The organism is Lewinella sp. IMCC34191 (assembly GCF_003390935.1).
Taxonomy (GTDB): domain Bacteria; phylum Bacteroidota; class Bacteroidia; order Chitinophagales; family Saprospiraceae; genus Neolewinella.
The window spans coordinates 170,379-183,079 of sequence record NZ_QNQZ01000006.1 but is presented as its reverse complement, the minus strand read 5'-3'; the positions used below and the strand labels follow the sequence as shown (position 1 = coordinate 183,079).

Here is a 12,701-nt window from a genome sequence, read left to right as displayed (position 1 = left end):
AGGTCGTGCGAATTGGGGGCTATTGGAAGATGAGGCCGGCGAACTGCTTAAGCGACCGCCGCCAGGTCTGCCACTCGTGGCCGGTGCGGGGTGACTCGTAATAGACGTGCTCGATACCGGCGTCTTCCAGCATCTTGTGGAAGGCATTTACGCCCTGGTACATGCGCTCCGGCTCGTCGGTGCCGATGCTGACGTACATGACCTTCATTTTGTCGTTGAAGGCATCGGGGTCGGCCCATACGCCGTCGTAGATTTCGGTGATGTCGCCACCCCGGACGAAGGCCGCGCCGCTGAAGCCACCCACGTAGGCAAATTTGTCCAGGTTGGTCATGGTGGTCTGGAAGGTCTGGAAACCGCCCATCGACAGGCCGGCCATGGCGCGGTGCTCGCGGTCGGAGATGGTGCGGAAGGTCTCGTCGATCATCGGAATCACTTCTTCCACCAGTACCTCGCCGAAGACGTTGCCACCCATGAAGCCGGCGTTCGGGTCGACCTCCCGGTCGGGATCGGTGGCGTAGCCGCGTTCCATGACCACGATCATGGGTTCGGCTTCCCCGGATGCGATCAGGTTGTCGAGGATGAAGTCGGTCTTGCCCTGATTGGGCCAACCGGTCTCGTCCTCCCCGCCGCCGTGCTGCAGGTAAAGGACGGGGTAGCGGGTGTCGGTGTTTTGGTCGTAGCCCGGCGGCGTATACACGAAGGCACGGCGGTAGGCCTGGGTTATGTCGCTATGGTAATTCACCGAACGAATCTGTCCGTGGGGGACGTCCTGCGGCTGGTAGTAGGCCATGTCCTCGTCGGGAATGTCGATGCCGCTGGCCATGCGCCCCATGCCGTAAAAGGTCTGGCTGTTGGGGTCCATTAGGGGGATGCCGTCGGCGACCAGGGAGTAGTAGTGGAAGCCTTCCACAACGGGCTCGGTGGTGACGGTCCAGTAGCCACCGGTGTCCCGTTGCATGTCGTACTTCTGCATCAGGTCGATCTGCAGGCTTTCGGCCTCGGGGGCGTGAATACGGACGACGACCCGGTTATCGGGCAGGATGCGGGGGTACTCGCGGCCGGGGATGTTGGTGGAGGCGGGTACGCCGGCTTCTTCCGTTTGGGCGGCAAGACCTCCCGATAGGAAGGTCGCGAGGGAGAGAAAGAGGAATAAAAGTGTGTATTGCATAGCGATCGAGTTCAGGATTAGCGGGCCGGGCGGAAGATTTGCCGCAGGGTGGTCGCCAGGTATTTTTTGCAGTTCATCCAGGTGTGGCCGCCGTCGGTGACGTTGGCTTCAAGCTCGATGCCCTCCGCCCGAAAATCCGCGATGTTCTGCAAAACCGATTCGTAGAGAAAATCGTCGGTACCCACGCTCAGGGTAAACAACTCGAGGTTCTCGTTAATGGCCTCCGCGTCCGGATCCCAGTCGCCGAAGTTCTTTTGGAATTCTTCGGTCCTCGTCCACGGCGCGTAGGAGCAGACGTAGGCGAATTTGTCGGTGTTCGTCAGGCCGATGTTCAGGGTTTGCCCTCCGCCGACGGAGAAGCCCGCCACGGCGCGGTGCTCGGCGTCCGCTACGACGGGGTAGTTCGCCTCCACGTAGGGAATGATCTCCTCGACGACGTCGCGGGTGAAGTCCGCCATCGGTGCCGGCCGCACGTTCCCGTACGGCATCACGATGAGCATGGGTACGGCCTCCCCGTCGGCGATTAGGTTATCGGCGATGAAGTTCGCCCGGCCCACCTTGTACCAGGTCTCCTCGGTATCCGACCCGCCGTGGATCAGGTACAGCACCGGATACTGCCTGTCCCCGCCCGCCTCGAAGCCCGGAGGGGTATAGATCAGCATCCGGCGGATCGTATCCAGGATGTCGGAGGAATAGTAAACGTAGTGCACGTTGCCGTGGGGCACGTCGCGGATGGCGTGATCCAGCGGAACGGACCCCGGTATATCGACCAGGCTGGCCTTGAAGCGCTCGTTCGCGAAGATGTCCACGTTGGCCGGATCGCTGACGGTTACCCCGTCCACCTTAAAGGCGTAGGGGTAGATGTCCGGCGTAATCGGACCGTAGGTAACCCGCCAGATGCCATTGGTGTCCATTTCCATCGGCAGGTCGCGGGCGCCGAATTGTCCGCCGTCCAGCAGCACGGTTTCCGCCTCCGGGGCGAGGTATTCGAAGGTCACCCGGCCGTCGGAATGAACCTGCGGCGAGCGCGCCTGCGGTCCACGGGGCGGCTGGGCGCATAGGGTCGTGACCGTTGCGACCAAGACTATAACGATCAGGCTTCGGAGCCGTAGGAATCGATTGCGTAACATACCAGCGATCTTATTCGTAGGTGTCGGTGATGCGGAACCAGTCGAAGTCGGCGTAGCCCCCCGGCTCCTCCGTTGCAAAGGTGAAAAGGGCGAAGCGGTAGCCCATAAAGTGGGGCAGGGTATAGGGCATCTTCAGCGGTTCGCCGATGGCCATCCAGTTGTTGCCGTCCAGGCTGTAATAAAACTGGGCCTCGTCCTTGCGCTCGCGGAAGTCGCAACTGGCGCGGAAGTAGACCGTTTTGCCGGTGAAGGGTACGCCCTCCGTTTCTTCCGTTCCGTCTTCGGTCTCCTGCACCATGACGATGCGTTGCGCGCCGCCGTCCTGCTTCACGGCTACGTAGCCGTAATTCTTCTGCAGCAGGCCAAGCCCGGCCACGTCACCGTTGTTTAGCTTAGAGACGTCTACCGCGATGGAGCCGGTGCTCGTGGGGCCAAGGGTACGTTGGGTCAGCGTGTTGCGCGTCTGTACGAAATTGGAGTCCGTACGGCCGTTCCGGATGCGCAGGTAGCCCTTGCGATCGGTGACCGACCAGTTGGCGTTGTCGGGGTTGTGGTTCCACTGCCAGACGAGCCCGAGGTCCGGATCGCCTTTCTTGCGTTTGAATTCGTCGGACGCGGCGAGGCCGGGAATCAGGGTGGGATTGGCCGGCAGGTCGAGGGTATCGGGCACCTTGCCGTCCACGCCGAGCACGGGCCAGCCGTCCTCCCAGGTGACCGGGGTGAGGTAGGGGATACGGCCTACTCCTCCGTTATCGCGGAATAAGTAGGCGTACCAGTCGCCCTCGGGGGTGTCGATCAGTCCGCCCTGCGCGATGCCGCGATCCTCCAGGGCTACGCGCCCTTCCCAGGGCCCGGTGATCTTGTCCGCCCGGTGGATGACCACGGTCCGCATGCCGCCCCGCGGCCAGGTGATGTCGAAGAGGTAGTATTTACCGTCGTGCTTGAAGAGCTGGGAGCCTTCGGCGCCGAGCATGATGTTGTCGCCGGCGGGGGCACTGGCGTTTTCGAGGAGCACGGTATCGAGGCCGCCGGGCAGCGGGCCGCTGAGGTCCGGCAGCATTTCTTTCATATACAGCGTTCCCTGGCCCCAGATCATATAGGCGCGACCGTCGTCGTCGAAGTACATCGTCAGGTCGTGGTGGGCGGGCGCGAAGGTGGTTTCCTCCCAGGCCCCGTTTTCGATGTCGGCCGTCGAATACACGTGGGTAAGCCCCGACGTGGCCGAAAAGGTAGCCACGTAGTAGGTGCCGTCGTGGTACACCAGGCTGCTGGCCCAGGAGCCGCGGCCGTAGGTACTCGCGCCGTTCTCCAGGTTCATGGCGTCGTTGCTAACCAGGGTGTCGTAGGCGTAACCGAGCAGTTCCCAGTTGCTGAGGTCCTCGGATTTCATGATCGGCACCCCCGGACTCATGTGCATGGTGGTGCTGCTCATGTAATAGGTGTCGCCTACCCGGATCATCGACATATCGGGTACGTCGGCGTAAATCAGCGGGTTAGTGGCTCGGTCCGGCTGAGCCGTGAGGCAGGCAGACAGGAGCAGCGGGGCCAAAAGACCGATAAAGTGTTGTTGCATAATCGTGTTCGGTTCCGCGGCGGCCGGCTTGCGACCAGGCTTTATACCTGCGCTCCGCCGCCCATATCAAAACGGGAAAACAACGGAAGCCCGGGCGGGCGGTTTTAATTGTCAATTTGACAAAAATACTAAAATGTACGGATTGGCGCTTGGTTCGTTTTCTTAATTGCCTCACAGTATACCGAAAAAAGAGAGCTGTACGCGGCCGCTGCGCCACATTTCGTCCGTTTTTCGACGGTCCGGCTTGATAAATCTACCGTTTGGAAGGAAAAAACAGGAGTGTAACGGCTTTGTCCTTGGAAGCGACCGGCTATTCGCCGTCGGGTGCGTGGGTAGCGGGCGAGGAGCCCCCGATCCTATTTCTGCTTTTCGAGGAAGGTGACCAGGGAGGCCAGCTCTTCCATGGAGAGTCCGTTCACCAAGCCGGTCGGCATCATGGACTGATCCAGCTCTTCGCGGTTGGTGATGTCGGCCTTCTTCAGCTCGGTCGCGTTGCCGCCGATGTCACGCAGGGTAAGGTCGTCGGCGGATTCCGCGGTGACGAAGCCCACGTAGGCGTTGTCGGCCGTCTCGACCAGGTAGGTCGAAAAGCCCTGGGAAATGGAGGCGTTCGGTTTGAGGATGGATTCGGTGATCTGGTCGCGGGTCATGATGGAACCGATCTGCCCCATGAACGGGCCCTTCTGTACTTCGCCCTTGTCGATGGCGTGGCAGGCTACGCAGCCCTGCTCGGTGAACAGCTCTTCGCCGCGGGCGGGATTGCCCTCCAGTTCGGCCATGGCCAGGATGACGTCCTCGATGGATGCTTTCCCGACCTCGCCCTCCTTGCTCGTGATGGCGTCCAGATCCACCTCGGCTTCCTCGGCGAGTTCAGCCTCGTCGATGGTTCCGAGGTTGGGCAGATCCAGCCGGTTTCGTTCGTTGAGTCGCGCGAAGAAGGATCCGCGATCCCCGGACGCGGCCTCCGCCAACAAAAAATCCTTGATGCGCTCCGATCCTTCCCAGTCCTCGGCCTTGTAGTACGGACCGTGGGTATCGGGCCGCGTGCTCCACCACCAGTCTCCGGCGTAGGGGGCTTCGCGGTGGTACAGGCGCGCCAGGGTGGTGAGGATGCCGTCCTTCACCTGCCGGTCGTCACTCGATTCGTAAGCATGGATGAGTCCTTCCACGGCCTCGGTATCGTGCATGTAGCGAAGCGTCCAGAGGGCCAGGCGGGGGTTGGTTTGGATGGCCCCGACCGTAGCCGTTACGGCATCCAACCGGGTCAGGGCCTGCACGGCCAGGTGCGGCAGGATGATGCCGGCGTTCGGGGTAGCGTGCGGACCCTCTTCGTCGAGCCCGGGAGCCTCGGTAGACTCGGGTACCTCCACCGTGAGCAGGGTCTCGGCGGCATCCTTATTGCCCAAACGACCCAGGCCGACAATGGCCGCGGCGCGAACCCGGGGGTTGGGGTCGTCCACACCGGCCAGGAAGGGATCCAGGGGTACGTTAGCTGTACAGGTCTTGCGGTCGGCCAGTGCCCGCAGTGCGAATTCCCGCATGCGGTCTTCCTCCGTCAGGGAGAGGAGGTTATCGATACCGTCCCCGCACGTCAACTGGGCATAGGTATACATCCCGGCTACGCGGGATTCCAGCGGCAGACTCCCGTCACTGGCCACCGCCCACGCTACTGCCGCCCCTTCTTTTGGCGGCGAGCGCAGGATTTGTTGCTGCGCATGGAATCGGGTGACCGAGTTATTTGCTCGTAACATTTCCCCCAATTCCTCCGTACCGGCGCTTTCCAGATCGGGGAAGGGCTCATAAGTCCATCCTTCGGGCACCACCTTCACTACGAAGCCCTTGGAATCGCTGCCCCGGTAGCCGGCGCCGTCCCAGGCCGAAAGGAACATCCGGCCGGAGCCGTCGAGGTCGATATCGGTGATTTGGGGCAGGGCGATAAATTCTTCCTCCTGCTGGACGAAGCCGGGGCCGTCGCGTTCCACCCGGTGGATGTACAACTGGTTGCGCCCCCAATCGGCCATCATGGGCACGTGGTTGTAGCGGGCGGGCCAGCGGTCGTCGTCCATGAAGTAGCTGCCTACGCCGGAGCCACCGCCGACGTCCACCAGCGCGGGAATGATCTCGTCGGTGAAGTGCTTGAAGAGGGTAGGGTAGCCGTACTCGCCGCTCTGGATGTGGTTGAGGAAACGGATGTTCCAGCCCCCGCCGTCGTTGGTGTTGCCGCGGGTATAGATGTTCATGAAGGGGTCGATCGCCACGTCGTAAATGTTGCGCGTGCCGTGGGTGTACACCTCCATTTCCGTGCCGTCCGGTCGTACGCGGACGATACCGCCGCCGAGCATGGTCAGTTTCGTGCCGTCGCGGTCGGTGGCGTCGTGAAAGCCGAAGTCACCCACGGCGATGTAGATCCAGCCGTCGATGCCCATCCGGATGCCGTTCGTGGCGTGATCCGTCCCGCGGTCCTGTAGCGGAGCGGGGGAACTGATGTTCTCGATCAGCGGTTGGGCGGGCCCGTCGGCTACCCCGTCGCCATCCGCATCCTCGAAGACCACCAGGTCCATCGTACTGGCCACTTCGGCGCCTTCCTCGAAGCGGGTGTGCAGGACGTAGATCTTGTCGCCGACCGGCATCAAACCCCGGGGATTATCGACCTCCGCGAAGACATTATGGGATTCGTAGGTCCCGTCGTTATCGGCATCCACCAGCCGCACGATGCTCCCCTTGCCAGGATCCTTCCCCAGCGAGCCCATCATATCCACCCCGACGAATACCTCGCCATTGGGCAGCACGGCCAGGCAGGCGGGGCTGGGGACGATCTCCGGGCCGGCGATGGTGTCCATCACCAGGACCGGATTATTGGCCGAGGAGGAGTCGGCCTGCCCGTAGAAACCGTCCAGCTCTTCCAAATCCGCCCCGCGCGGCTCCGCATCGTCGGAGCAGGCGGCAACACCGGCTAGAAAAAGAATAAGCAGTAAGTAGAAAGAAGTCTTTTGCATGGGATCATAAACCTGGCCTGCCAAGTTAGTCGGGGCGCCGGTGAATAGTATCCGGTAGTGTCATGGGCCGCCCGTGTGCGGGGACAAGGCGGGCCCGCCGGGATTAAAAGTCCTTTAACGTTACCCGCCTAGCTATATCAGGAAATTGCCCCCACCTTTAGTAAGCGTAATTAACGCTGACCATTCCAAATCAAACGCCTTGCTCAGATTCCTGTGTCTATTGGTATTCCCGTTCTGGCTGTTTGCTCAATCCCAGCCAACCGACACGGTGTACCAAATCAGTGGTAAGCTACTGGACGCATCCACCGGCGGCCCGATTCCCTACGCTACGTTTTACTGCCCTTCCTGCGACTTCGGCGGCACGGTATCCAATGAGCTAGGGGAGTACGTACTCTCCGCGCCTACACCGGTAGCCGAGGTCCGGGTCGATCATATTATGTACCGCACCCTGGAGGCATCCGTGAGTGAGGATCGCGGCAACCTCCGTATGCAGCCGGAGGTGCACGAGCTTCCGCAGGTGGTGGTCGACGGTACCGAGGCGCTCCAACTCGTCGAGCGCGCTTATGCCCGTTTGCAGGCTCAGCAGGACCAATCTTTTCGGGGGGAAGGCTTTTACCGGCAGACCACCCGACAGGATGAAGGGTACACGGAGTTGCTGGAGTATTTCGTGCGTACCCGTTATTCTAATCGGGGGATGGGAGACTGGAAGGTTACGACGGGCCGCTACGCCATCGATCCCGCGCCGCGTCGCATAGGCTTCGGCAACCATTCCTACTGGACCCGGGGCTGGAAAGTACACCACGATGTCTACGACCCCGATAGGTTTGTCACCCCCGTCAATCCGGCCGCCTTTCCCCTTTACGATTTTCGTATCGCCGGGCGGATAGCCAAAGAAAGTGGGGAGGTCATTCTGGTCGACGCGCTGCCCACTGCGGAAGTAAACGCCGGAACCGTAATCGCGGCCCGCCTGTACATCGACAAGCGTACGGCGGAAATACTACAGGCCGACTATTCCCTTGATCAACTGGAACTCGATCAACCCGAACGGGGGGCATTCAGTCCGGCGCGGATGACCGCTACGATCCGGTTCCGCTCGACGGAGGAACGGGTCAGTTTGATCCAGTCCATGCAGACCCGGACGAGCTTTTCCTATTCCGATCGTGGCGTGGAAGCGCACGCGGTGGAGGTGAATTCCGTGTACCTCAACTTCCCACCCCGAGCGGTAAACGGGCAGGCGGATACGGACGCGCAATCCGACTTCGACGATCTACGGGCCGCGTCCGCGAAAAAGTACCGGCCCAAATGGTGGGATCGCCACCCGGTGATTGCCGCCACGCCGGTGGAGCGGGAGGTCATCGAAGCCTTTAACCAGGCCGAGTACTTTGGTAATTACTTCGAACCGGGGCGGTGACGCCGACGACAATCTCAGCGCTCCCGCAGCCGCTTCGCTTCCCGTCCGTACCGCAGGATGAAATACAGCAGCAGGCCGTTCAGTCCCACGACGAGCATGGGCAGCTCGTCCATGATCGGGTATACCGTCGTGAGGGTTTGAATAGTCTCCGTGTGACTGATCCTTTGTGCCAGCATCACGCTCGCTACGGCCAGCACACCGAAGGGCAGGAGAATTTTTCCGGACGAACCCAACTGTTCCCGGTCGCGAGCCCGTTCCGCCTCCAGTCGGTGCAAGAGCTCGTCCTCGAAGCCGGGTGTCGGCCGTTCGATGCTTTCGCGTAGTGCCTCTTTGAGCTGGCGGTCGTTCATAGCAGGTCGGTTTTTTCTTCGCCCAGTATCCGGTCGAGTTCGGCGTTCAGGTTTTTACGTCCGCGGTGGAGGCCCGTGCGAATCTTGGAGGGGGTAAAGCCCGTGGCCCGCTGGATCTCTTTCAAACTTAGTTCGTTCAGGTAAAATAACCGCAACAGCAACTGTTCGTCGTCGCTGAGCCGGCCGAGGGCCAGCTGCAGGAAGTGGCTGCGGTCGGATTGCTGCATCCGATCGGAGGAGCCTTCCCCGGCAGTATGCGGTGGAGCGGCATACGCAGAGCTATCGCGTCGCCGGTTTCGCCGTTCGACCGCGTTCAGCGACTGCCGCACTACGATCACGTGCAACCAGGTGCCGAAGGCCGAATCTCCCCGAAATCGTCGCAAGCCTCTATACGCGCGAACCAGGGCATCCTGGAGAATGTCCTCGGCCAGGCCGCGATCCTTGATGATACCCAGGGCGACGGTGAACGCCGCATCCTGGTAGCGTTGCACCAGCGAACGGAAAGCCTGCATATCGCCTTGCAGCGTACGGGCGATGTCCAACGAATCTTGTTCCGCCTGCTTATCCGACACCCCGCTCCGCGAATTGGTGAGCGAGCAGCAGTCCGCATCCGGTACAGATGAACAGCGTCCCCCAGGTCAGCAGGTCGGCGGTATCCTCCGTCAGGGTCATGCCGGAAAAGCCGGCGGAGATCAGCAGGCCTATCCCTAGTCCGAAGAGTAGTCCGACGAAATGGATCACGCGGTTTCGGTTGCGGGACGGTTCCTCCTCTACGCCGTACTCGATCTTCATCTTTTTGATGCGGTAGACGTAGGTCGCCACGGTAATCACCACGGCGGCCACCGTCGAGAAGAACATAAAGGCGAAGATGGCCTCCAGGTAAAGTATCTGTTCCATGATCGGAGAAGTTAAAACAGCGGACCCACGGACCCGCTCAAATGCCGGATGAAGGGGATAGCCAATGGTGCATTCATAAAGAAAACGATGCCGAAATCGCGCTCGGGCAGCAGCATCAGGTACGACTGAAAGTCGTGATTATTACCGGTATGCATGTGCATCGCACCGTAGGGCGACGGTTTGCGTGCCATGCCCAGTCCCCAGCCGGTCTGCCCGATTTCCTTTCGGAGCTCGTGGTCGGCGGGCAAAGCATTTTGCTCGGCCAACATGTCCCGAAAGCTTTCGGCGGGCAATCCCTTCTTGCGGAGCAGGGCACTTAGAAAGTGTCCGTACTCAGCGGCTTCCGTTTGCAAGCTGCTGTAGGCATGGAAGGAAGTACCGATCTCCTCATCGGTGGGCTTTCCCCGTTCGTCGTGACCGGTGGCACGGTGAGCGGCGAGATCCGGCGTACGGACATATCCGCTTCGAGGCATTCCCAGCTCGTCTCCCACCATTTCCCGGTACAGGCTATCCAGCCCACCTTTACAGTCGGTATTCGATAAGTAGGCGATCACCGCCGCCAGGTACTGGTAGGCCTCCCCGCTGTAGCTGAATCCCCGGCCCGGTGGGTGCGCCAGCCGGATCGAATCGCCGTTCGCGTGGTTCGGAAAGCCCGTGGCGTGGGCGAGAACCTGCCGGGCCGTGATGGTTTCGTTCGCTTCGCGATCCGATTCCACTACGCCCGGATGGGGAAGATATTCGGCGAGGGGGCGGTCCAGGTCGAACAGCCCTTGCGCTTCCATCTTCAGCGCGAGATACGCGAATAGCGGCTTACTCAAGGATGCAGCCTCGAAAATGGTCGAATCGGTGACCGGTGACCGCGCTTCCGTGTTGGTTACGCCGTAGGTACGATGGTACATCGTACCCGAGGAATTCACGATAGCCAGTGACAGACCGGGCACCCCCGCCGCCGTGGCCGCCTGGTTCACGAGACTATCGAGCGTGCGGGCGACAATCTGGCGGCCATCCGGCATCGTGACCGGACCGTCCTGTGCGGATAGCCAGGGGCTGATCGCCAGCCACACGATTACGACGCGTAGGACAGCGAGGACGAAAGGGGCGGTGGCGGGAGGTCGGTCGGTCATCGTATGGCATTTGGTTACGATGCTTGGACCGGGGGCTCGGGGAAAATGTTACACGGCGAAAAAGCGACCTGTACGAAGCAGGCCGGTCACTCTTCCGCCATTGCCGGTATGACGTACTGGTTCAGGATCTCGTCCGTATAGGGATGCGCGTTCCGTTTGTTGTAGTTCGTAGTCGTGATCACTACGGCGAGATCAAGATCCGGGACGGCTACAATTTTCTGCCCGCCGTTCCCGGACATGTAAAAGGTCGGATACTTTGCCGTCGCGCCGAAGCTTTCCAGCCAGAAAAGGTAGCCGTATTCGACGCCCGGTTCTACTTCCGCCTTCGGCGTGGTGGCTTTTTTCAGCCAGTCCGCCGGGATGATCCGCTGGCCCTCCCAGACTCCTCCCTGGAGGCACAGCTGGATCAGTTTGAGGAAGTCACGGCTGCGGTACTCGCTTCCGCCGGCGGTGTTGAGGGTTCCCTGCGGACTGAAGTGGTGCCGGTAGTCGGTAATGCCGAGCGGCTCCAGGAGGTACTGTTGGGCGAACTCGTGCGCCGGTTGCCCCACGGCCGATTCCACCACCGCGGCCATCGCGGCGGCGCCCGCCGTACAGTAGCTCCACGCCCGACCGTAGGGTCGCTCCTCCGGCGGCGGGCCCCAGGGGTAAGAGCGCACCGGCAGGTCGAGCAGGAACTGCGTCCAGTCCTCGATGGGATACATGCGTTCCTCGTTGCCGCGGGAGTAGGGGTTCTGATCGTTGCACTCCAGCACGGAACTCATGGTCAACAGGTCTTCCAAGGTTATGGAATCCTTGCGTGCGTCCGGGTTTTTCACCGGCCACTTTAGCCCGAGATAGTCTTTCACGTAGTCTTGCTCCGATTGCACGTAGCCCTCCCGGATCGCCAGGCCGGTGAGCAGCGTCGCGATCGTCTTGGTGGCCGAGCGGGTGTTGTGGCCGGCGTTCACGTCGGCCCCGTTGTAGTACTTCTCGTAGCGGACTTCGCCGTGCCGGGCGATCAGGATGCTGGTGATCGCTTCGTAGTCGCCGGCCCGTACCCGGGAATCGAGGGAATCCAGTAGCGGCGGCAGGTGGTTATTGACGCGGGTGTAATCCAACTGCCCGCTGAGCGGATGCAGCGTCAGAAGAGCCCACGCGATCGGGGCGAAGTATTTGGTCATGCGGCGATTTGCTTAGCGACCCAAGGTAGCGCCACTCACTTGCCGGCCATTGTACCAGATTAACCTGCCCGTTTTCCCCCGCGACCGACCTGCCCGCGGTAACGGCCGGGGGTGACCCCCACGTGGCGTTTAAAGACGCGGACGAAGTGGCTCTGGTCGGCGAAACCGCAGCGGTAGGCTATGTCGGTCAGGGTATGGTCACTACCGTGCAGTAAGCTTAAAGCTTGCCGCACCCGGCTCTGTCGGATGTATTCGCCCAAGGTAGTGCCTAGGTACTTCGGTACGGCCCGCGAGAGGTAGACGGGATGCACGCCCAGCGTAGCGGACAGGGAGGCCAGGCTCAGGTCGTCGGCCTCCTCCCGCAACAGCTCCCGCAGCCGCCCGACCCAGGGCGGTTCCTGCTTCGGGGCGGCCGGCACCTTGTCCAGGGATTCGAAAAGCTGAAGCAGCAAAAGATCGACGGACAGGCTCGTGAAGGCATCCGGTGCGTGAAATTCGTGGTAGATCCGGCCCAGTAGGTGGTAGGCGGCCGGCCGGTCAACCAGCATACTGCCCTCGCGCAGCCAGGCGGGTATCCCCCGCGCACTGAAGTAATCCCGCGGGACTTCGAGGTGGAAACCACGGGCCGCGGCGGAATGCTTGAGGTTGCGGTGCGCCTCATCCCAGTTGTACAGCATTAGGTTGCCGGCCGCGCACCGCACCTTCCCCCGCCGGCTGTTATCGTACAATTCACCGTCCAGCACGTACATGAAGTAGGGGTTTTCATGGTAGTGCCAGTCGGTGGCCGTAGCCCGGTAGTCGTACTCCGACAGCACCAGCCCACCCCGGCGCCATTCCCGTTGCATGTTTCCGTAGTACTGGCCGGTGGCAAGAAGCTTCAAGGGAGGCA

At 61.4% G+C, this 12,701-nt stretch carries 11 protein-coding genes; 1 reads left to right on the top strand and 10 read right to left on the bottom strand.

Annotated features, from left to right (window positions below):
• Window positions 1-19: 19 nt before the first annotated feature.
• From DRW39_RS13245 to DRW39_RS13230, 4 genes are all read right to left on the bottom strand, one after another.
• Window positions 20-1,168 (bottom strand): alpha/beta hydrolase-fold protein, encoded by a 1,149-nt coding sequence (locus DRW39_RS13245; RefSeq protein WP_116107532.1) that lies wholly within the window; start codon window positions 1,166-1,168, stop codon window positions 20-22.
• A gap of 17 nt (window positions 1,169-1,185) precedes the next feature.
• Complete coding sequence (locus DRW39_RS13240) at window positions 1,186-2,298, bottom strand: esterase (protein ID WP_116107531.1); 1,113 nt, start codon at window positions 2,296-2,298, stop codon at window positions 1,186-1,188.
• A gap of 10 nt (window positions 2,299-2,308) precedes the next feature.
• Window positions 2,309-3,871, bottom strand: a complete 1,563-nt coding sequence (locus DRW39_RS13235; protein ID WP_116107530.1) for a glycoside hydrolase 43 family protein — start codon at window positions 3,869-3,871, stop codon at window positions 2,309-2,311.
• Window positions 3,872-4,227: 356 nt separating this feature from the next.
• Window positions 4,228-6,867, bottom strand: a complete 2,640-nt coding sequence (locus DRW39_RS13230; protein ID WP_116107529.1) for a HEAT repeat domain-containing protein — start codon at window positions 6,865-6,867, stop codon at window positions 4,228-4,230.
• A gap of 199 nt (window positions 6,868-7,066) precedes the next feature.
• Here DRW39_RS13230 and DRW39_RS13225 point away from each other — a divergent pair, with 199 nt between their 5' ends.
• Entirely contained in the window at window positions 7,067-8,278 is a 1,212-nt protein-coding gene (locus DRW39_RS13225) for a hypothetical protein (protein WP_157976102.1), read from the top strand.
• Between the two features lie 14 nt (window positions 8,279-8,292).
• On the opposite strand, the gene DRW39_RS13220 is transcribed toward DRW39_RS13225, so the two are convergent.
• From DRW39_RS13220 to DRW39_RS13195, 6 genes are all read right to left on the bottom strand, one after another.
• The gene (locus DRW39_RS13220; RefSeq protein ID WP_116107527.1) at window positions 8,293-8,628 is read right to left on the bottom strand and encodes a hypothetical protein; all 336 of its coding nucleotides are present in this window, start codon (window positions 8,626-8,628) and stop codon (window positions 8,293-8,295) included.
• Window positions 8,625-9,200, bottom strand: coding sequence for an RNA polymerase sigma factor (locus DRW39_RS13215; protein WP_157976101.1), 576 nt, complete (start codon window positions 9,198-9,200; stop codon window positions 8,625-8,627). Before DRW39_RS13215 ends, DRW39_RS13220 begins: the two co-directional genes overlap by 4 nt.
• Window positions 9,190-9,525 (bottom strand): hypothetical protein, encoded by a 336-nt coding sequence (locus tag DRW39_RS13210; RefSeq protein WP_116107525.1) that lies wholly within the window; start codon window positions 9,523-9,525, stop codon window positions 9,190-9,192. Before DRW39_RS13210 ends, DRW39_RS13215 begins: the two co-directional genes overlap by 11 nt.
• Window positions 9,526-9,536: 11 nt before the next feature.
• Window positions 9,537-10,649, bottom strand: a complete 1,113-nt coding sequence (locus DRW39_RS13205; protein WP_116107524.1) for a serine hydrolase domain-containing protein — start codon at window positions 10,647-10,649, stop codon at window positions 9,537-9,539.
• Between the two features lie 86 nt (window positions 10,650-10,735).
• Window positions 10,736-11,812 (bottom strand): serine hydrolase domain-containing protein, encoded by a 1,077-nt coding sequence (locus DRW39_RS13200; RefSeq protein ID WP_116107523.1) that lies wholly within the window; start codon window positions 11,810-11,812, stop codon window positions 10,736-10,738.
• A gap of 59 nt (window positions 11,813-11,871) precedes the next feature.
• Window positions 11,872-12,693 carry a helix-turn-helix transcriptional regulator gene (locus DRW39_RS13195; RefSeq protein WP_157976100.1) on the bottom strand — a complete coding sequence of 274 codons (822 nt, stop codon included), beginning with the start codon at window positions 12,691-12,693 and terminating at the stop codon, window positions 11,872-11,874.
• Between the last annotated feature and the right edge of the window lie 8 nt (window positions 12,694-12,701).